A 20,420-nucleotide genomic window follows, 5' to 3' on the forward strand; every position below is an offset into this window, starting at 1 on the left:
ACCCCACCCGAGGACATCCCGGCGCCTTGGAATCGCACGCACCAGACCGCGTCCGCGTCCGCTGTCCGATCGAAGGCCGCCCGACAGGCTCTCAGGCGCCGGACTCGGCACCCGCCTCGTCGGCCTTGGTGACCTGGGTGATCCAGGGGGCCTTGTAGTTGGCGAGCTGGGTCTGCTTGTCGTCCCAGGTGCCGTACCGCGGATTCACGTCGACCTTCAGCGCCTTCGACGCCTTGCTCAGCGCGTCGCCGACGGCCTTCTGCCCCGCGGGCTGTTGCAGGTCGGCGCCGAGCGCCTGGGCCAGCTTCGTCAGCTGGACCTGCTCGCGCAGGACGGCGTCGATCTGGTCGGGGGCGACCCAGCTCTGCTGGAGCATCGCCGTCCGCAGCTGTGCCTCTCCCCCGGACTGGGCGGCAGCCGCCCTGCGCATCTGCTGGATCTCGTTGCGGCTGACGGTCACGCCGGCGTCCCGCGCGGCCCGGTCGAGGACCCGGTCGAAGATCATGCCGTGCAGCTTGGCCCGGCTGAGCTGCCCGGACTTGTCGATGAGCTGGGAGGCGTCCTTCGAATCGCGCTGGGCCTCACGTACCGCCGCCACCTGACCCTGCAGCGTGGACACCTCGATCCGGTCCCCGCCGATGAGGGCCGCTGCGCCCGGGTGGGCCTGGCTGCCGCAGGCGGTCAGGAGTGGGGCGCCCGCGAGCAGGGCGGCGGAGACGATGAGCGCGGTGCGACGGCGGCGGTGCAAAGGAAACCTCCCGGGGAGAGTTTGTGCATCAGTGCACAAGACCTTGCGTTGATCGATGTTAGGCAGTGGATGTGGTTCGGGCCACTGGTTCGACCAACGATTCGGAAGGAGTTGGGGATGTGGGCCCTCTCCGGGGCTCTCGGCGGCGCTCAGGAGACGCGTTCGGCCGCCGGGACCCCGCGGTCCGGACGCAGCATGATCGTGCGCGAGACGACGAAGGTGATCGGGATGGCCGCCGCGGCCGCGACCAGCGGCGCGTACCGGCTGCTGAATCCGGCGAGATCGACCAGCAGATAGACGCCGCCGGTCGTGATGACGAAGTTGGCGGCGTTGGTGAGCGGGAAGAGCAGGAACTTCCGCCAGGTGGGCCGGGTCCGGTAGGTGAAGTACGAGTTCAGGAAGAAGGAACCGGTCATGCTCAGCGCGAACGCGGCCACATGGGCGGCGATGTACGGCAGCCAGGTCAGCAGGACGAGGTAACAGCCGTAGTACGTACCGGTGTTCACGACTCCCACCAGGGCGAATCGGGCCATCTGTGCCTTGACCGTCATCGGCGTGCGAACTCCTGGCGTTCCCGTATCGGCTTCGTCGTCGCCGCGGTGTTCGTGGCCTTCACCAGGAAGTGCGGGCGGCGCTTCACCTCGTAGTAGATACGGCCGACGTACTCGCCGACCACTGCGACCATCACCATCTGGACCCCGGCGAGGGCGGTGACCACGACGAGGAGGGTGACATAGCCGGGGGTGTCGACCCCTCTCACCATCGCGACGCCGACGATCCACGCGGCGTAGGCGAGGGCGACGGACAGCAGCAGCATGCCCAGGTAGAGCGCGGCGCGCAGCGGTTTGTTGTTGAAGGAGAGCAGCCCGTCGAGACCGTAATTGAGGAGCTTTCCGAAGGTCCAGGCGGAACGGCCCTGTTCGCGGACGGCGTTCTCGTAACTGAAGGTCGTGGTGCGGAATCCCACCCAGGCGAAAAGGCCCTTGGAGAAGCGGTTGTATTCGGTGAGCTCCAGCACGGCGTCGACCGTGCGGCGGGACAGCAGTCTGAAGTCGCCGACGCCGTCGACCAGTTCCACGTCGACCAGCCGGTTGATCAGCCAGTAGTAGGCGCGGGCGCTGACCGTGCGGGTGACGCGGTCGCCCTTGCGGGTGCGGCGGGCGATCACCTGGTCGTAGCCGTCCGCGTGTTCCTGGAGCATCCGGTCCACGAGCTCCGGCGGGTGCTGGAGGTCGGCGTCCATGATGACGACCGCGTCGCCCTCGGCGTGCTGGAGACCGGCCAGCATGGCGGCCTCCTTGCCGAAGTTGCGGCTGAAGGAGACATAGCGGGCCCGAGGATCGGCGGCGGCCAGCTCCTGGAGGATCACCAGGGTCCGGTCCTTGCTGCCGTCGTCGACGTAGACCAGCTGGAATTCATGTCCCAGCCGCGTCATTTCTTCCGTGACGCGTTCATGGAAGCGTTCGAGGATCTCTTCCTCGTTGAAACAAGGCACCACCAGCGAGATCAGCACGGATGTACACCAACCCGCGCACATGTCGGAACCTGACGCTCCATATGACTGAGGGGCGACCATCGAGTGAACTGCCCTATTCCGTCCCGGGTTTACGCGTTCGAGGCTGGCATATTCCTGCGTATGCCGACTTTCCGTCCCCGTCCGTACGCGGGTTCGCTCGCCGCGCTGCTCACCGTCGCCGCCGTCTGCGCGGGTGACGCCTGGGCGCGCAGCTTTCCTTTCGGGCCGCGCACCCGGAGCGTCAACGACCTCGGCAATCAGTTCGTGCCGTTCCACTCCCGGCTGTGGGACCTGCTGCACGGAAACGCGGACGGGGGCATCCTGCTCAACTGGTCGTCCGGGTACGGAACCAGCTTCCTGCCGGATCTCGGCACCTATCTCACCAGCCCGTTCGCCCTGCTCGTCGGGGTCTTCCCGCGCGACCGGATGGATCTCGCCGTCTATGTGGTGACGGTCCTGAAGATGGCGTCGGCCGCGGCGCTCATGGCCCTGTTGCTGCTGACGCTGCGCGGCGGGCGCTGGTGGGCGGCGGGGGTGCTGGGTGGTTCGTACGCGCTGTGCGGCTGGTCGGTCGTCGAGGCCTCGTACAACCCGATGTGGCTGGACGGTCTGGTCGCGCTGCCGCTGCTCTGCCTGGCCGCCGAGTGGGCCCGGACGGGACGCCACCGCATCGCCGCGCCGTTGCTCGTCGCGGTGGTGTGGGCGGCCAACTTCTACACGGCCTACATGGCGACGCTCGGCGCCGCGCTGGTGCTCACGGTGCGGCTCTTCACGGAGCGGGACGACCGGCGGGCGGTGGTACGGGGGCTGCTGCGGGCGGTCTGCACCGTCGGGGTGGGGGTCGGGCTCGCGGCGCCCGTTCTGATCCCCGTCTACCTGGGGACGAAGCACGCCTACCCGGGCTGGGACCGGACGTTCGCGCCCGCCGCCTGGCCCGATGTGCTCGCCCGGCTGCTGCCCGGCACGTACAGCTTCTTCACCCCGGCCCTCTTCCTCGGCACGGGCACCCTGCTCCTGGCCTGCGCGCTGGCCTTCCAGCGGTCCGTGCCCCGGCGCGAGCGGTGGGCATGGGCGGGGCTGGTGGCGGGGGTGGCGCTGTCGTTGCAGTGGGGGCCGACGCATCTGCTCTGGCATGCCTTCGCCACCCCCAACGGCAGTCCGTACCGGCAGACGTTCGTGCTGGCCGGGCTGGTGGTGATCGCCGCCTGGATCTCGGTCTCGTACGACTGGCCGGGGTGGCGGGCACTGCTCGGCGGGGGCGCGGTGCTGGTGCTGATCGCGGCCGGGGCCGGCTTCAGCGGTCTGGTCACCCGGTGGACGTATCCGCTGTTCGCGGCCGGCCTGGTGGCCGCGGTGGGCGCGCTGGTGCTGGTCGGGCGCGGCCGGAGGTTCGCCGTGCTCGCCGCCGTGCTGCTGATCGGCGCGCAGGCCGGGCAGGCCGCCGCGACCACCGCCTACGCCGACCGGCAGAAGCTGGACCGGCTCGACCACTACGCGCCCTGGGGCGAGCGGCAGCGCGTACAGGCGGCGGCGGTCGCGGGCGCCGACGGCTGGCCGCGCTATCGCACCGACCCCGGCCGGGAACAGACCACGGCGAACGATCCGCTGCTGGTGGGCGGCCAGGGCGCGGCGTACTACAGCAGTCACACGCCCGCCGTGCTGACCCGCACGCTCCGTGCGCTGGGCGGCGGATGGACGTCGGGCGGCCGGGCCGTGCAGAGCCTCGACAACCCCGTCGCGGACGCGATCTTCTCGGTCGGTGCGCGGGTGCGCGGGCCGCGCGATCCCTATCAGGTGTGGAACGCCCCGGACGACCGGCCGGTGACGGTGAGCCGTGAACAGGCGCCGCCGCTGGTGACGGTACGGCCGCCGGGTGGCCCGGTGCCGTACGGCCGGTCGCCGTACCGCAACCAGGAGGCGCTGCTGGGCTCGACGGTGTACACGGTGCCGAAGACGGTGCTGCGCGCGACAGGGGGCGGCGCGGCAGCGGACCGGGGCGCGTACGACTACCGGGTGGGGCGCGGTACGTACACGCTGAGCGCCCGATGCCCGGCGGGCTCGCAGGCGTATCTGTGGGCTCCCGACCTGTTCGGCTCGGCGCGGCTCGGCAAGGGCCCGGAGGTCGAGTTCAAGGGGCAGCTCCCGGCCCGGCGCGCCGCGATGGAGCGCCTGGGGATGGTGGACGGGAGCGGGCCGGTGCGGGTCACGCTGACATCCGTACGCACAGGGACCGTGCCGGATCAGGCGATCGGCTGCCTGGACCGGGCCCGGCTGGCCTCGGCGGTCACCGGACTGAAGCGCACCGGAGCGACCGCCGTCCACGTCACCGCCGACGGCACACGGGCCGAACTGCCGCCCGGCAGCGCCGGAACGGTCGTGCTCGCCGCGCCCCGGATCGCCGGCTGGAGCTGCCAGGGGCGGCCCGCCGACAGCTACCTGGGTCTGGTCTCCACCCCGGTCCCCGCCCGCGGCGCCTTTGTCGACTGCACGTTCCGGCCCCCCGGCCTGCGGGCGGGCGCGGTGATCGGGGCGGGCGCCGCACTTGCCCTGACGGTGGCCGGCGTGTGGGGGGCGCGGCGGCGACGGCGGGGGCCGGTCGCCGGGGAGTGAACCAGCGAGGAATCCCTGACTCACGTCACCGGCCGGTGACCGGCATGTCCCAGGACCGAGGTCGGGTGAGGGCCTGCCATTCGTCCCGGAGCAGGGCCAGCACCGCAACGTCGTACCGGCGGCCCCGGTGCAGGCAGGCGGAGCGGCGCACCCCCTCCTGGACGAACCCGGCCCCGGCCAGGACGCCGAGGGCCGCGGTGTTGGTGGTATGGGTGACGGCCTGGACGCGGTGCATGGGCAGTTCACCGAAGGCGAGGTCCACCAGCGCGTCCACGGCGTCCACGCCGTGGCCCTGGCCCCGGTGGCCGGGGTCCAGTACCAGCGTGATCTCGGCGGTGCCGTCGACCATGTCCTGGTCCGTCAGAGCGATGTGGCCGATCGGCGTGCCGTCGGGGAGCAGGACGAGGAAGTCGTCGCGGTCGTGCTCGTCGCGGTCGCGCTCGATGCGCTCGCGCACGGCAGAGAGGGAACGCGGCCACATGCCGACCTCATGGGCGGCCACGGGGTCGGCGCGCCAGACGTGGACCAGCTCCGCGTCGTCGATGTCGAGCGGCGCGAACGCGATGTCCCTGCCCCGCCAGCAAACCTCCCGGGGCGACCCCGCCTCCCCGTCCTCGGGTTCCTCCCCGGCACGCCCGGCCACAGCCTCTGCCACGTCCTCGATCACGGGCGGAGGCTACCGGCCGCCAGGACCGGCGGGCCAGTCAATTTCATCCCCGGACGGCCCGTCACGGGCGTGACTGCCAAGGAATCTCCGACTCAGGTCACTGGTGCCGCGACCGGAAAGGTTCTCCGCCTCGCGGCGTCCTGCAGGCCCCCTTGCCCACCAAATTGGTTCCCTACTAGAGCAGGGAACCAGTCAAGCAATGGAGGCATGATGTCACTCCTCGATGACGGCGGGCCGATCTTCGCCCAGATCGCCGCCGAGCTGGCGAACCAGATCGCCGACGGCACTGTGGGCGAGGGAGAACGCATAGCGTCCAGCAACGAACTCGCGGCGTTCTACCGGGTCAACCCGGCCACGGCGGCGCGCAGCCTCACCGTGCTCTCGGACGAGGGGCTGGTGGAGAAGCGGCGAGGCATCGGCATGTTCGTCGCGGACGGCGCACGGGACCGGCTGGTGCAAGCCCGGCGGCGTCGCTTCGCCGACCGCTACGTACGGCCTCTGACGGTCGAGGCGCAGCGCCTGAGGATCGGAGTGGACGAACTGCTCGGGCTGGTACGCGAGGAGCTGACCTCGGCCGAGGTGACGACGGGAGGAGCGGCATGACGCCGGCGATCTCGGTGGCCGGACTCGATCGCCGCTACCGCGGCCACCAGGCGCTGAACGACGTCACCTTCGAGATCGGCACGCCGTGCATCGCCGACCTGCTGGGCCGCAACGGCGCCGGGAAGACCACACTGCTGCGCATCCTGGCCGGCCAGGAGTCCGCCACCTCCGGGCGCGTGCACGTGTTCGGGGCCAGTCCGCTGGAGAACGACGCGGTGCCGCGCCGGATGATCCTCGTACGGGAGGACCAGACGTACCCCGACCTGCAGGTTCGGCACGCGATCACAGCGGCGTCGCTGCTGTACCCGAACTGGGACACCGACCTGGCCGACACGCTGCTGGACGCTTACGAGCTGCCGCCGAACCGGCCGATCAAGAAACTGTCGCGCGGCATGCGGACCGCGCTCGGCATCACCGTCGGGCTGGCCGCCCGCGCCGAACTCACCCTGTTCGACGAGCCGTACTCGGGCCTGGACGCGGTCGCACGCACGCTCTTCTACGACCAGTTGCTGGCCGACTACACCGCCCACCCTCGATGCATCGTGCTCTCGACCCACCTCATCGACGAGGCCGCCGAACTCCTCGACCGGGTCCTGGTACTCGACCACGGCCGGCTCGTCCTCGACGCGCTCACCGACGACCTGCGCGGCACCGCCACGGTCGTCACCGGCCCGACCGGCGGCGTGGAACGGTTCGCCGCGGACCGCACGACACTGAACCGGCGCACCATGGGCGCACAGACCACGGCGATGATGCTCGGCCGGATCGACGAACGCGACCGCGAACTCGCCGACCACCTGCACCTGCGCCTGGAGGGCGTCACCCTTCAGCAACTCGCGGTCCACGCGGCCGGGCACCGCGACCTGTCCGGCCTCACAGCAGAGAGGGCATCCTGATGCGCCCCAGGCTGGACGGACATCGGCCGCTTCCTCACCGCACTCACGGCCACCGGCCTCACCGGTGTCCTCGCCGTCGCCGTCGCCGTCGCCGTCATGCTCGCCGGCAGCTTCGCCACCATCCGTCGCCTGACCATGTGAGACCGCGTCGCACCCGAAAAGGATCAGGTGCGACGCGTGTCGACCCAAAGGGCCCGGCCGGAACCGGTGCCGCTCATCAGGCCGACGCCCCTGCGCGGAGCCGTCGCACGTCCCGCACGAGCGTGTACAGGGCGCTGAGGAGGATCGCAGCTCCGGCCCCGATCCAGAGGGCTGATGCCCCGGAGCGGTACTCACGAACGGCAAGGACGAGCAACGACATGCCGACAAGGACACCGAAGGCCGAGAGCAGAGCGCTGATGCGGTCAGTCACCCGGACATCATCAACGACCACCTCGGCCGGCGGAAGTGATCCGAACGGAATCGGCCCAGGGTCTTTCGTTTGGATCAGGTCGGATCAGGGAGCGGGGTCCGGTGCCGTGCGCTGATCCACCAGGGATTACGGGGCAGCCCTTAGCCCACGATCGCGACCGGGGCGTCCCAGGCGTTCCGGTCGATCGTGAGCGTGCCTCCGGTGTGTGTCACCTTCTTGTTGACGGCGTACTGGTGGCCACGGCGGTGCCCGGTGTACAGCGTCGAGGCGTACGGGAAGCCCTTGGTGGTGGAGTAGACGTCGTCGTAACGGGCGTACCAGAGGATCTCCGGCAGGTCCGTACGGTTCGTGGCGTTGGCCACGACGGCGGCGCTGGAGTTGCTGAAGCCGTAGAAGCCGGACCAGTACCCCTTGGCCTTGACCGTCTTGTCGAACGACCGGATGTAGGCGAGCACCGTGTTCACGCAGGAGGTGTTCTTCGGGTCGAAGTACTCCATGTCGAGGTAGACCGGGCTGCCCGGCTTCATGCCGAGCGCGGCCTCCTTCGCCACGGCGTCGTTGGCGTCGGTGACGCCGAGCGAGGTGGCGTTGGCGGCGGTCATCTTCTCCGGGTTGGCGCTCGTCTGGCACGGCGGCTGCGCGCCGACGTACAGCGGGACCAGCTTCCATCCGGTGGCGCTGACGGACTTCACCCAGGAGGCGGTGAGGTTGGGCTGCGCGCAGCCGCGGTTCTTCCCGCCGACGTACACGGCGGCACCGTGGTAGACGGAGGAGCTGTACCAGCCCTTCATGGTGGTCAGCGACGGTGCGGTGCAGGTGTCGAAGACATGCCCGGTGTAGATCTTCGGCGCGGGCCTGGAGACCGTGGTGGCGGTGGCGGCCTCGGCGGCGAACGCACCACCGGCGAGAACGGCGATGCCTGCCACGGCCAGGGAGATACGGCGGCGCTTCTTGGATATGCGGTGAGAAGGCACGGAGACCTCGAAGGTGCTCGAAAGAAGTGTGAGGCCGACGGGGCAGGCGGGTCGTCAGCCGCCCCGGCGGCAGATCACGGTCTCACGCCGCGGCCGGCCTTCGGCCCCGGCAGTGGCCTCCGTGACAATCCATTGCGGAAAATTGGCGTGTCCATTACTCAGTTGACCGCCCGATCGTGACCGTCGGGGCTCCGACATCCGTCAGCCGCCCCGCATCTCGACCTGTCGGTCGAGGCGGCGGCGCAGCTCCACGGGCAGCGGATGGTGCGGTCCGTAGGCCCGCTCCGTGTCGTACAGCAACCCCTGCAACTGCACGCGCGCCGCCACGTGGTCGCCGACCGCGAGCAGCAGATGCGCGACGCGGTTGCGGATCTCGAAGGAGCGGGCCGGGTCGCCGCCCGTGGCGTGATGGTTCTCGTAGTACGGGAGGACCGCGCGGTACTCCGCGAGCGCGGCGGCCGGTTCGCCGAGCTGTTCCAGGCACTGGGCCGCGTCGTAGCGGAACTGGAGTGTCTGGGCATCGGCCGGGCCCGCCTCCGCCGCGCGGTCCTCGGCGAGGCGGCGCAGCTCGGGCAGGGCGCGGCGGTACTGGCCGTCGTCCATCAGCGTCGCCGCGTACTGCTTGCGCAGGATGCGGACGACGGCGGAGTCCTCACCGTGCTGTTCGGCCGCGACCGGGAGGATGGAGCCGAGGATGTCCACGGCCTGGGTGATCCGCCCCTCTCCGAGCAGCTTCTTGACGTCGTCGACGGCGGCGGCGACATGGCGCCGGTCCGCCGCCGGGGCGGGCGGGGCCGGGGACTGGGCCGGGGTGGTGGCGCGGTCGGGCCACGGGGCGTGCGGGCGCAGGAAGGGGCGCGTCGGGTCGAGCGGGCCCGTCGGGATCCCGGCGCCCGGCGAGGGGAGCAGCGGGGCGAGGTGTTCGTACACCTCCTGGGCGTTGGCCGGGCGGTGCTGCGGGTCCTTGGCCAACAGCCGCAGCACCAGGGCTTCGAGGGGTTCGGGGATGTCGGGCCGGACCCGGCGGACCGGGAGCGGCGGCTCGTGGAGGTGGCGGTGCAGCACACCGAGAGCGGTCGATCCGGCGAACGGCACGTCCCCGCTGAGGAGTTCATGGAGGAGCACACCGAGGGCGTACAGATCGGTGTACGGACCGACGGCGCCGCCCATCGCCTGCTCGGGCGCCATGTAGGCCGGGGAGCCGATCGGTGAACCCGTGTGGGTGAGACGCGTGGTGTCGGTGTCCAGGACCGAGGCGACGCCCAGGTCCAGCACGGTGACGGTGCCGTCGGGACGGACCATCACATTGCGGGGCTTGAGGTCGCGGTGAACGATCGGCACCGCGTGCACCGCGCACAGGACGGCACAGAGCTGGGCGGCGACCGCGACGGACCACTGCCAGGGGTACGGGTCGTGCTCGGCAAGATGGTCGGCCAGATCGGCACCCTCGACGTACTGCATCACGAGGAACAGTTCGTCGCCCTCGCTGCCGGCGTCGTGGACCGTGACCAGGCCCGGGTGGTCGACCTGGGCGGTGACCCGGCACTCGCGGACGAAGCGGCGGCGCAGGTCACCCGCGGCCTCGCTGCCGATGGGGCCGGTGACCCGGTCGGGGCGGAGCAGCTTCACCGCGACCCGGCGGTCCAGACGCTGGTCGTAGGCCGTCCAGACCTGGCCCATGCCGCCCTGGCCGAGGACGGTCGCCAGCTCGTACCGCCCGCCGATGAGGCGTCCGCTCACCGGCCCTCCTCCTTGCGGAGGTAGTCGCTCAACTCGTCCAGCTCGGCCCGGACCTGGTCGATCCGCTGGGGCGCGGCGGGCGGGTAGCCGTAACCGGGGGTGACGGAGGGCGGGACCGGGGCCGGGGTCAGGGGCGGGGCCTGGGTCGGCGGCGGGGCCTGCTGCGGGACGTATCCGCCGTACTGTCCCTGCGCCTGGGGATGAGGCCGAGACACAGGCGGACGGAGGGTGCCGTACGGTCCGTCGGGGCCGTAGTGGCGTATCTCCGCGTACAGGTAATAAGCGACCACGCCGACCATGACGCCGAATATCCAGGAGACCCCGATGAACGCCTCCGCGTCGCTCGTCTTGTCGGGGTCCTCCGGCATGACGATCATGAACGCGAAAAGCCCTGTGTTGAGCGCGAACACGAGCGCGAGCAGGGCCCAGTCCTGCCCCTTGCGGGTGACAATCGCGAGCCGCAGCATCGCGGCCCAGCCCAGGAGACCGCAGCTCAGCACGGTCAGTGCCACGAAAACCACGCGCAACGCCGTCAGCACCGCCGAAGACGGACGACGCTTCGGTTGCTGCTCCGGCAGATAGCCGTAGCCGTGCATGTGCTGCTCCTGGAAAGCGTATGTCGGACGTGTGCAGTGAGCGTATACACCGACACCGACACCCGGTCCCGGGTTGTGCGCAACCGTTGTGGATCACGTCACTTCGGCGGGACCGTGCCGTCCGCCAGCCCGTCGTACATCCCCTGCACCAGCTGTCCGCCGAGCCGGCCGGCCAGCCGGAGCGCGTCCTCGAACGCGGCCAGGGCGCGGAACCGTTCCCCGTACCTCCGCTGTTCCGCAAGTGGCAGCCGGGGCAGTTGGAGGCGGCGGGCGTCCAGCCGGGTGGCGGTGGAGGCGTAGCTGCTGGCCTGACGGTTGTTGGCGGTGCCGCGCAGGAAGCCGGCGAGGAACCAGGGGTCGAGGGCGGCCGGATCGGGGCGCAGCAGCTGGAGGTTACGGCCCAGCGCGGCCCCCGCGGTGGTGTCGTCGATGACGCGGGCGACGGCGCCGCCGCCGAGCACGGGGACGACGACGTCGCCCGTCTCGACGAGGACCGGCTCCTCAGGGGGCCCGTCGGCGGGCAGGCTTCCCGAAGGGGCGGTGGAACCGAGGACGTCGTGTTCGGTGAGGACGGGGACCGGGCCGGTGCCGGAGCCGCCGGTGCGGAGCTGGAGTGCGCCGGCGCGGGCGAGTTCGCCGACGGTGGTGAGCGGCCAGTGGGCCGGGTCGGAGAGGGCCACGGCCGGCGGGGTGAGGGTGCCGGTGAGGCCGAGCGTCTCGGTCAGCCGCTCCCGTACCCGGATCAGTTCGGCCGGTCCGCCCGCGGCGGCCGGGGGTGGCAGATGGCGGGCGGGGGCCAGGTCCACGTCGTCGTCGAGGAGCTCGATGACGGGGACGGCTCGGCTGAACCCCGGGCGAACCCCGAGCGACTGGACCGGTCCGGTCCGGTCCGCCCGGCCGGGCGCGCCCGTGCCCCTGCCCTTGTTGCCCTCGCCCGTGCCCTTGTTGTCCTCGCCCTCGCCCCCGCCCCCGCCCCCGCCCTCGCCCTCGCCCTCGAACGACTGCCAGGCGGCGAGCACGGCGCTGCGTACCGCCTGCCAGTCGAGCCGGTCGCGCCCGCCGGACGGGGCGGTGCCGGCCGGGCCCGCGGCCGCGGGTTCGGCGGGTTCGGCGGTGTCGACGAGCAGCAGTTCCGGCGAGGGACGCAGGCCGGCGACCGGCTTGCGCAGTACCCAGAGGTGGAGCGGGATGCCGTACGGGGGCGCGGCGCCGGCCGGGAGCGCGATGACGGCGCGCAGGGCGCCCCGTCGCAGCAGATCGGCGCGGATCCGGCGGCCGGAACGGCGCGAAGCGGCGGCCGGGGGCATCAGCAGTACAGCGGTACCGCCCTCGCGCAGACGGGCCAGGGCGTGCTGGACCCAGGCCAGTTCGGATTCGGTACGGGCCGGGAAGCCGTACTCCCAGCGGGGGTCGTAGGCGAGTTCGTCGTGGCCCCAGTTGCGTTCGTTGAACGGCGGGTGGCAGAGCACGGCGTCGGCGGCGAGCTGCGGGAAGGCGTCGGCGCGCAGGGTGTCACCGGTCCGTACCGCGAGGGCGCAGCCGTTGGCGGAGCCGGTGTGCAGGGCGAGCCTCAGTGCGGTGAGCGCGGCGAGGTCGGGGTCGGTCTCCTGCGCGTACAGGGCGGTCGGGCGGCCGACGGCGCGCAGCAGGGCGCCGGTGCCCGCCGCGGGGTCGAGGACCGTGCGGGCCGGCTGCTTCCCGGTCTCCGCCAGAGCGGCCATGAGTGCGGCGAGTCCGGGCGGGGTGAGTGTGTACTGGCGCGGGTTGGCGTCCAGTTGGCGGCCGAGCAGGAACTCGAAGGTCTCCCGGACACCGTTCTCCGCGGCGAGCTCCGCGACGCCCCGGAGCAGCGGAACGGACGGGAGCAGCTCCGCGCGGCCGGGGGCGTGAACGGCCCGCCCGGGTTCCGCCGCCGGTCCGAAGCGGGCGGCGAGCAGATCGTCGAGTGCGAGGGACAGCACACCGGCCATCGCCTCGTCCGACACGGCGGCAGCCTCCCGCCAGGCGCGGGGGCTGTCCCGCAGGAACAGCAGGGCGCAGCCCGTGTGGACCAGGGCGGGGACGGGGCCGGCCGGGTGCCCCGCGAGCTGCTGCCAGACCCGTTCACGGAGGGGGACCTCCGCGAGCTTGCCCTGGTCGCGCAGCCACTGCTCGACCTCGCGCAGCGCGAAGGACGGGCTCGTCTCGGTGCCGCCGACGGGCTTGGGGAAATCGGCGTGCCGGCGGCGCCAGTTGCTGACGGCGGCGCGTCCCACGCCCGCGAGCCGGGCGATGCCGGCCGCGGTCACCTCGGTCGAATTCTCCGGCACTGACTGTCTCCCTGATCCGTCGGCGCTGTGTGGGTGAGCATACCGACCTCCGGCCGATCGCATCGGTTCACAGCACGACAAAGACCATCACGCATGAATCGTGTTGACTCGGTTCACAAGCTCTGCTGTTATTGACCTGTCGCCGCATCTCCACTGATTCCGGCGGCCGTTCACGCCCCTTGCCGAACTTCACCGAAGGGCCCAGCCATGTCCGGGTACCCCGAACCGCCGCAGCAGCAGCAGCAGGCGTACGCCCCCGCTCGCACACCGGGCGAGCGTCCCGCGCGCAACGGGCTGGGCACCACGGCGCTCGTCCTCGGCATCACCAGCAGTGTCGTGGGCCTGGTCTGGGCACTCTTCTGGCTCGCGGCGGCGCTCGGTCTCCTCGCTCTCGCCCTCGGCCTGACCGGCCGGGGCCGCACCAGCCGTGGCGAGGCCACCAATCGCGGGACGACCACCTTCGGAGCCGTGCTCGGCCTGGTCGCACTGACGCTCTCGGGCGTCGGCGCGGTGCTCGTGACCAAGGCTGCCGCCGACACCACGCCGGCGCCTGCCACCGCTCCGCACCTCTCCGCCGATCCCCGCCCAGCCCTCCGCTGACACGCCCGCGAACCCTGCCCACCGCGCGTTCCCCGCCCCGCCCCTCTCCCCACCAAGCTCACCTCACGGAGACCTCCGCCATGCGCCTTCTCGCCCGTACCGCCGTCAACACCCTCTGCGCCCTCACCGTCCTCGGCCTGGCCGCCTGCGGCACCGACGCCTCGCCCGCCAAGGCGACCGGCCCCTTCGCGGACATGTCGGGCCCCGAGGTCGCCAACAAGGCGCTCAAGACCACGAAGAAGGCGAAGTCCATGAAGATCGCCGTCGACATGAAGACGACCGATGGACCGATCTCCGCCCACTTCGCCATGAGCACCTCCGGCGCCTGCACCGGCACGATGTCCATCGGCCCGGCGGGCACCATGGAGATCCGCAAGACCGGCGACACGCTCTACACGAAGTTCGACGAGGCGATGCTGCGCGAGCAGTCCAAGGGCGAGCCCGCCGCGGACGTCGACGCGGCGGTCGACCTGCTCGCCGGCCACTGGATGAAGTCGAAGGCCTCGGACGCCGACAACAAGGACATGCTCGAATTCTGCGACCTCGGCGCGCTGCTGAAGCAATTCGAGACGAACGACAACGCTGCCCGCAAGGACGGCGGGACCACCGTCGACGGTCAGCACGCGCTGCGCCTCACCGAGAAGGACAGCGAGGGCACCTACACGATACTGGTGGCCACCGAAGGCGCCCCGTACGTACTCAAGGTCGAGTCCAAGGGCGGCAAGGAGCCGATGACGATGACGCTCTCCGACTTCGACAAGCCCGTCGTGGTGAAGGAGCCGGCCGCCAAGGACATCGTCGACCCGGACAAGCCGGCCGGCTGACGCCCACCCGCACGCCCGGACGCCCGGACGCCCGGGGGGCTGCGCCCTCACGGGCGGCCGCCTCCCGGCGCCCGAGCCCGGGGCACGACGGGCGTCTACACGCGGTGCCGCACCCATACGTTGGGCTCGACGTACACCGCGTACCCGTGAGCCACCGAACACTGCACCGGCACCAGTGCGCCCGGCACCTCCACCGGGCCGTCCTCGTCGAACGGCAGGCCGGTCCAGGACCGCCACCGCGCGAGGGAGCCGGACACCGTCATCGACACCGGCGCCACCGCCTCGATCGCCCCACCGGCCCGCACATGGACGCGCAGCCACGGATCGTACGGAAGTCCGTCTTCCGTCCGGGTCCGGCGGGCGTACTCCTCCATCGGGGCCGAGACGTCCAGGTGTTTGGCGCTCGGCCGCACCGGGGCGACAAGGTCGGCGAACCCGAGCCTTCCGGCGTTCTCCCGCATCGCGGCGACCATCCGTGCCGAGATCCCCTCGCCCTGGCGCCCGTTGGTGACCGCGATCTCGATCGCGCTGACGGTGTCCGGCGTACGTCCGTGCCGCAGGTCCGAGAACGCCCACAGCAGCACTTGGTCCCAGCCGCCCTCGGGCAGTTCCTCCCGTCCCGGGACATGCAGCGCGAACGGCACGCTGTACGCCCGTGCGACGACGGCGCCGTCCTCGTCCGTCGCGACGAGCACGTACTCCGGGAAATCGACGGCGATCCTTGGGTAGTTCGCCCAGCCCACCAAGTCCTCCAGGACGAATCCCGGCCAGCTGTCCGGCATCCGCCCTGCCGCTCCGGCGAGCTCGGGACGGGCGGCGAGGGTGGTGACGGTCAGGTCCATACGCCCCACGCTAGACAGTGGCGTCACCGGCGCCAAACCGTTTTCCGCACGTCACAGCCTTGGACACGGACAATTCGGAGCGGGGCGCCCGTCCGTCATCCCCCGCACTGCTCCAGCATCGCCTGCTTGTCCGCGGCGGTGACCGGAAGCGCGTACTTCAGCGAAACCTGCGCGAACCGGACCGCGTACGAGCAGCGGACCGGCTTGTAGGGCGGCAGCCAGGACGCCGGACCCGAGTCGCGCTTGGCGTTGTTGGCCGGGCCGTCCACCGGAATGAGGTTGAGCGGGTCGTTGGCGATCTGCTGCCGCTTGGTGTCGTTCCAGTGCGCGGCGCCCATCTGCCAGTCGTACGAGAGCGGCATGACGTGGTCGATCTGGACCTTGGTGGCCTGCTGCTTGCGCCACTCGATGGTCGAGCCGGTGTACGGGTCCTTGAGGGTCATCGACACGACCACACAGTCCGAACCGGACCGGAACTTCACATCTTTGCCGTCCCTGGCGAGGAGGTCGTTACGGGTGTCGCAGCCGTTCCTGGCCAGCGGTATCCCGTCGATCGAGTCCTTCCAGGCGTAACCGAACTTGTCGCGCGCGTACCCGGTCTTCGGACCCCGGCCCTTCGTCGCCACCTTCTCGATGATCTTCCGGCCGGCCGCCCTGTCCGCCTCTGACCCGAGCGGCGCGAGACCGGGCTTCGTACCGTCGGCGTTGTCGAGCGGGCTGGCCCCGAATCCGGTGGCGGCCTGCCCGCCGCCCCGGGACCCGCCCCCCTCCTGCCCGGTCCCGGAGGCCGACTCGGGGTCGCAGCCGGACAGGGTCAGCACCGCCGCCACACTGAGGGCGGGCAGCATCACTCGGTACGCGCGGGGAGGTATCACTCGAAGCCGTTCTGAGAAGGAGAAAGCCGAACACGGGAATCGTACGGATGTCTTGCCTTCTGACGGCTGTTCATGAGCGCGCGTCGGTCAAGGTGCGGCCGGAATCACACGGTTCGGTTCAGAGCCTCCGATCACATTCTTCGTGTTCTCCTCAGCCGGCGGTACGGCTCGCCCGAACCTGGCGAAGCCAACTCCCTCGTATGGCCGGTGTTCAAGACCGCGCCCGCGCCCGCCCTCCTCACGACCCCAGAATCGTCGTGAGGAACTCCCCCGTCCATGCCAGCAGTTCGCGGCCCACGACCGGCTTGCCGCCGATCCTGCCGGTGGTGGGGCGGGGGACCAGGATCTGGTGGACGGCGGGCTTGATGACCGTCTTCGGGTAGAGGCGCTTCAGACGCAGCTCCTGCGATTCGCGCAGCTCGACCGGGGCGAAGCGGATGTTCGAACCCTGGAGCACGATCTCGCCGACACCGCAGGCGCGGGCCAGCATGCGCAGGCCCGCGACCAGGAGCAGGTTCTCGACCGGCTCGGGGAGCTTGCCGTAGCGGTCGGTGAGCTCCTCGCGCACCGCCTTGATGTCGTCCTCCGAACTGGCCGACGCGATGGCGCGGTACGCCTGGAGACGCAGCCGCTCGCCCGGGGCGTAGTCGTGCGGGACGTGCGCGTCGACCGGGAGCTCGATCTTGACCTCCAGCGGCGGCTCCTCCTCCACGCCGCCTTCGAGGGAGGCCCGGTAGTCGGCCACCGCCTCGCCGACCATGCGGACGTACAGGTCGAAGCCGACGCCCGCGATGTGGCCGGACTGTTCGCCGCCCAGGAGGTTTCCGGCGCCGCGGATTTCGAGGTCCTTCATCGCCACGTACATGCCCGCGCCCATCTCGGTGTGCTGGGCGATCGTGGCCAGGCGCTCGTGCGCCGTCTCGGTGAGCGGCTTCTCCGGGGGGTAGAGGAAGTACGCGTAACCGCGCTCGCGGCTACGGCCCACCCGGCCGCGCAGCTGGTGGAGCTGGGAGAGGCCGAAGTTGTCGCCGCGTTCCACGATCAGGGTGTTGGCGTTGGAGATGTCGATGCCGGACTCGACGATCGTGGTGGAGACCAGGACGTCGAACTTCTTCTCCCAGAAGTCCACCACCACTTGTTCCAGGGCCTGTTCGGACATCTGCCCGTGGGCGGTCGCGATCCTCGCCTCGGGGACGATCTCGCGCAGCCGCGCGGCGGCCCGGTCGATCGACTCGACGCGGTTGTGGATGTAGAACGCCTGGCCCTCGCGGAGCAGTTCACGGCGGATGGCCGCGCCGATCTGCTTCTCCTCGTACGGGCCGACGAAGGTGAGGACCGGGTGGCGCTCCTCGGGGGGCGTGGTGATCGTCGACATCTCGCGGATGCCCGTCACGGCCATTTCGAGCGTACGGGGGATCGGCGTCGCGGACATGGTGAGGACGTCCACATTGGCCCGGAGCTTCTTCAGCTGCTCCTTGTGCTCGACGCCGAAGCGCTGCTCCTCGTCGACGATGACCAGGCCCAGGTCCTTGAACCTCGTCTCGGAGGAGAAGAGGCGGTGGGTGCCGATGACCAGGTCGACGGAGCCCTCGCGGAGCCCTTCCAGGGTCGACTTGGACTCGGACTCCGACTGGAAGCGGCTGAGCGCCCGTACGTTGACCGGGAATTGGGAGTAGCGCTCGGTGAACGTGCCGTAGTGCTGCTGGACCAGGAGGGTCGTGGGGACGAGGACGGCGACCTGCTTGCCGTCCTGGACCGCCTTGAAGGCCGCCCGTACCGCGATCTCCGTCTTGCCGTAGCCGACGTCGCCGCAGATCAGCCGGTCCATCGGGACCGACTTCTCCATGTCCTCCTTGACCTCGGCGATGGTGGAGAGCTGGTCGGGCGTCTCCGCGTACGGGAAGGCGTCCTCCAGCTCGCGCTGCCAGGGGGTGTCGGGGCCGAAGACATGGCCGGGCGCCGCCATCCGGGCCGAGTACAGCTTGATCAGGTCGGCGGCGATCTCCTTGACCGCCTTCTTGGCGCGCGCCTTCGTCTTCGTCCAGTCGGCGCCGCCGAGCCGGTGCAGGGTGGGCGCCTCGCCGCCGACGTACTTCGTGACCTGCTCCAGCTGGTCGGTCGGAATGTAGAGGCGGTCGCCGGGCTGGCCCCGCTTGGCGGGGGCGTACTCGACGAGGAGGTACTCGCGGGTGGCGCCCTGCACCGTGCGCTGCACCATCTCGACGTAGCGGCCCACACCGTGCTGCTCGTGGACGATGTAGTCGCCGGTCTCCAGCGTCAGCGGGTCGATCGTCTTGCGCCGGCGGGCCGGCATCCGGCCCAGGTCCTTGGTGGCGGTGCGCTGGCCCGTGAGGTCCGTCTCGGTCAGGACGGCGAGCTTGAGCTCCGGGTCGACGAAGCCCTGGTCGATGGCGCCGCAGGAGACGTGGACCAGGGAGGGGGAGATCTCCGCCAGGTCGGGGTCCAGGCGGGCCGCGATGCCCTCGCCGCCGAGCAGCTCGACGGTGCGGGAGGCGAGCCCCTGGCCCTCGGTGACGTACACCGTGCGCCAGCCGTCGGCGAGCCGGCCCTTGGTGTCGGCGAACGCGCGGGCGGTGTCCCCGCGGTACGACTCCGGGGCGTGCATCGCGAGCTTGAGGGTGTCCTCGCCGAGTTCGTCGTCCGCCGCGAACGGGGAGACCGACCACCACATCATCTCCAGTTCACGGGCCCGGTCGCGGATGTCCGCGATGCCCCACAGGGAGGCCGCGCCGACGTCGATCGGGGCCTGGCCTCCGCCCGCGGTCGCGGCCCAGGAGGCCTGGAGGAACTCCTGGCTGGTGGCGACGAGGTCGGCCGCCCTGGTGCGGACCCGCTCCGGGTCGCAGACCACCGCCATCGAGCCCTTCGGCAGTACGTCGAGCAGCAGCTCCATGTCGTCGACGAGGACCGGGGCGAGGGACTCCATGCCCTCCACCGCGATCCCCTCGGCGATCTTGCCGAGCAGTTCACCCAGTTCCGGGTGTTCCTCGGCGAGGGCGGCGGCCCGCTCGCGCACCTCGTCGGTCAGCAGCAGCTCACGGCAGGGCGGTGCCCACAGCCCGTGCTCGGCGATCTCCAGCGACCGCTGGTCGGCGATCTTGAAGTAGCGGATCTCCTCGACGTCGTCGCCCCAGAACTCCACTCGAAGGGGGTGCTCCTCGGTCGGCGGGAAGACGTCCAGGATGCCGCCGCGCACGGCGAATTCGCCGCGCTTCTCGACCAGTTCGACCCGGGAGTACGCGGCCGCCGCGAGCGCGTCGACCGTCTTGCCGAGGTCGGCGCTCTGCCCGATCCGCAGCGCCACCGGCTCCAGGTCCCCGAGCCCCTTGACCTGCGGCTGGAGCACGGAACGGACCGGTGCGACGACGACCTTGACCGGACCGGTCTCCGGGTCGTCCTCCCTCGGGTGCACCAGGCGTCGCAGCACGGCGAGGCGGCGGCCCACGGTGTCGGACCGGGGCGAGAGGCGCTCGTGCGGCAGGGTCTCCCACGACGGGAACTCGGCGATCGTGTCCGGCGGCAGCAGGGTGCGCAGGGCCGCCGCCAGGTCCTCCGCCTCCCGGCCGGTCGCGGTGACGGCGAGCACCGTGCGTCCGGTCTCCCGGGCCAGCGCGGCCACGGCGAACGGCCGGGCGGCGGACGGACCGACGAGGTCGACATGCATCCGATGGCCGTCGCCGGCGGCCTTCACCGCTTCGGAGAGTGCCGGGTCACGTACGACGACATCCAGCAGACCGTGCAGGCTCATGAAGGGCTTCCGTCCGGGTAACGAGGGCGAGGTCTGACAGCCGGCTGCTGCCAGGGGGCAACGCGAAGGACCCGACACGTCTCACGGGCCGGGGGTGTTTCAAGCCTACGACTCCCCTGTGACAGCCGCGTGCGCAGTCGTCCCGGGGCGGAGGGTGCGCGGCCTGATTCCGGCGGGTGTCGACACGGGGCGCCGACGCCGGGCAGGCACGGGAATCCGGCACCGAGGGGGCGTAGGAATCCGTCGCCGGGCAGGCACGGGAATCGGACAACGGTCAGGCGTGGCAATCCGGCACCGGGCAGGCGCCGGTCCCCTTCCGCTCGGTGCCGTCCGTCGTGCGTCCGGCACCGCTCGTCGCGGGCCACGCACCGTTCATCTCCACATCCCACACAGTTGTGTCCGGGCTCCTCACAGAAATGATCCCAGCGTCTACGCTTTG

Annotated in this window: 16 protein-coding genes and 1 pseudogene; 5 read left to right on the plus strand and 12 right to left on the minus strand. The window is 71.1% G+C overall.

All coding sequences use genetic code 11. From position 1 onward, the window contains the following. Window positions 1–91: 91 nt before the first annotated feature. The 3 genes from ABZ826_RS32555 to ABZ826_RS32565 all read right to left on the minus strand — a co-directional run bounded on the left by ABZ826_RS32555 (window position 92) and on the right by ABZ826_RS32565 (window position 2,261). Window positions 92–748 (minus strand): SurA N-terminal domain-containing protein, encoded by a 657-nt coding sequence (locus ABZ826_RS32555; RefSeq protein ID WP_361456447.1) that lies wholly within the window; start codon window positions 746–748, stop codon window positions 92–94. A gap of 149 nt (window positions 749–897) precedes the next feature. Further along, the gene (locus tag ABZ826_RS32560; protein ID WP_361456450.1) at window positions 898–1,299 is read right to left on the minus strand and encodes a GtrA family protein; all 402 of its coding nucleotides are present in this window, start codon (window positions 1,297–1,299) and stop codon (window positions 898–900) included. Then, on the minus strand, window positions 1,296–2,261 hold the full coding sequence (locus tag ABZ826_RS32565; RefSeq protein ID WP_361456453.1) for a glycosyltransferase family 2 protein: 966 nt from the start codon (window positions 2,259–2,261) through the stop codon (window positions 1,296–1,298). The genes ABZ826_RS32560 and ABZ826_RS32565 overlap by 4 nt, the downstream gene beginning before the upstream one ends. Window positions 2,262–2,384: 123 nt before the next feature. Between ABZ826_RS32565 and ABZ826_RS32570 the strand changes: the two genes are divergently transcribed. Continuing rightward, window positions 2,385–4,874, plus strand: coding sequence for a YfhO family protein (locus tag ABZ826_RS32570; RefSeq protein ID WP_361456456.1), 2,490 nt, complete (start codon window positions 2,385–2,387; stop codon window positions 4,872–4,874). 25 nt (window positions 4,875–4,899) lie between these two features. Here the strand turns inward: ABZ826_RS32570 and ABZ826_RS32575 are convergent, their stop codons facing one another. Beyond that, the gene (locus tag ABZ826_RS32575; RefSeq protein ID WP_361456459.1) at window positions 4,900–5,541 is read right to left on the minus strand and encodes a GNAT family protein; all 642 of its coding nucleotides are present in this window, start codon (window positions 5,539–5,541) and stop codon (window positions 4,900–4,902) included. A 210-nt stretch (window positions 5,542–5,751) separates the two neighbouring features. Between ABZ826_RS32575 and ABZ826_RS32580 the strand changes: the two genes are divergently transcribed. After that, window positions 5,752–6,144 (plus strand): GntR family transcriptional regulator, encoded by a 393-nt coding sequence (locus tag ABZ826_RS32580; protein WP_361456462.1) that lies wholly within the window; start codon window positions 5,752–5,754, stop codon window positions 6,142–6,144. Continuing rightward, window positions 6,141–7,040 carry an ABC transporter ATP-binding protein gene (locus ABZ826_RS32585; protein ID WP_361456465.1) on the plus strand — a complete coding sequence of 300 codons (900 nt, stop codon included), beginning with the start codon at window positions 6,141–6,143 and terminating at the stop codon, window positions 7,038–7,040. The genes ABZ826_RS32580 and ABZ826_RS32585 overlap by 4 nt, the downstream gene beginning before the upstream one ends. Window positions 7,041–7,257: 217 nt before the next feature. Here the strand turns inward: ABZ826_RS32585 and ABZ826_RS32590 are convergent, their stop codons facing one another. The 5 genes from ABZ826_RS32590 to ABZ826_RS32610 all read right to left on the minus strand — a co-directional run bounded on the left by ABZ826_RS32590 (window position 7,258) and on the right by ABZ826_RS32610 (window position 13,071). Further along, window positions 7,258–7,452: a hypothetical protein gene (locus tag ABZ826_RS32590; protein ID WP_361456468.1), complete on the minus strand. Its 195-nt coding sequence runs from the start codon at window positions 7,450–7,452 to the stop codon at window positions 7,258–7,260. A gap of 140 nt (window positions 7,453–7,592) precedes the next feature. Next, window positions 7,593–8,426, minus strand: a complete 834-nt coding sequence (locus ABZ826_RS32595) for a glycoside hydrolase domain-containing protein (protein WP_361456471.1) — start codon at window positions 8,424–8,426, stop codon at window positions 7,593–7,595. Window positions 8,427–8,627: 201 nt separating this feature from the next. After that, on the minus strand, window positions 8,628–10,166 hold the full coding sequence (locus ABZ826_RS32600; protein WP_361456474.1) for a serine/threonine-protein kinase: 1,539 nt from the start codon (window positions 10,164–10,166) through the stop codon (window positions 8,628–8,630). After that, the gene (locus ABZ826_RS32605) at window positions 10,163–10,762 is read right to left on the minus strand and encodes a hypothetical protein (protein WP_361456477.1); all 600 of its coding nucleotides are present in this window, start codon (window positions 10,760–10,762) and stop codon (window positions 10,163–10,165) included. Before ABZ826_RS32605 ends, ABZ826_RS32600 begins: the two co-directional genes overlap by 4 nt. Before the next feature lie 98 nt (window positions 10,763–10,860). Continuing rightward, window positions 10,861–13,071, minus strand: coding sequence for an N-6 DNA methylase (locus ABZ826_RS32610; protein WP_361456480.1), 2,211 nt, complete (start codon window positions 13,069–13,071; stop codon window positions 10,861–10,863). A 207-nt stretch (window positions 13,072–13,278) separates the two neighbouring features. On the opposite strand from ABZ826_RS32610, the pseudogene ABZ826_RS32615 reads away from it, so the two are divergent. Continuing rightward, window positions 13,279–13,587 (plus strand): annotated as a pseudogene (locus ABZ826_RS32615) (hypothetical protein); the annotation flags it as partial. 164 nt (window positions 13,588–13,751) lie between these two features. Further along, window positions 13,752–14,495: a hypothetical protein gene (locus tag ABZ826_RS32620; protein ID WP_361456483.1), complete on the plus strand. Its 744-nt coding sequence runs from the start codon at window positions 13,752–13,754 to the stop codon at window positions 14,493–14,495. A 95-nt stretch (window positions 14,496–14,590) separates the two neighbouring features. On the opposite strand, the gene ABZ826_RS32625 is transcribed toward ABZ826_RS32620, so the two are convergent. From ABZ826_RS32625 to mfd, 3 genes are all read right to left on the minus strand, one after another. Further along, a complete protein-coding gene (locus tag ABZ826_RS32625; protein WP_361456486.1) occupies window positions 14,591–15,337 on the minus strand; it encodes an N-acetyltransferase in 747 nt (248 codons plus the stop codon). A gap of 95 nt (window positions 15,338–15,432) precedes the next feature. Next, window positions 15,433–16,185 carry an HNH endonuclease family protein gene (locus ABZ826_RS32630; RefSeq protein WP_361456489.1) on the minus strand — a complete coding sequence of 251 codons (753 nt, stop codon included), beginning with the start codon at window positions 16,183–16,185 and terminating at the stop codon, window positions 15,433–15,435. A 265-nt stretch (window positions 16,186–16,450) separates the two neighbouring features. Continuing rightward, on the minus strand, window positions 16,451–19,981 hold the full coding sequence (mfd, locus tag ABZ826_RS32635; protein WP_361456492.1) for a transcription-repair coupling factor: 3,531 nt from the start codon (window positions 19,979–19,981) through the stop codon (window positions 16,451–16,453). Window positions 19,982–20,420: the final 439 nt, after the last annotated feature.

This window comes from Streptomyces sp. NPDC047515 (genome assembly GCF_040643055.1).
In the GTDB taxonomy this organism is placed as follows: Bacteria; Actinomycetota; Actinomycetes; order Streptomycetales; family Streptomycetaceae; genus Streptomyces.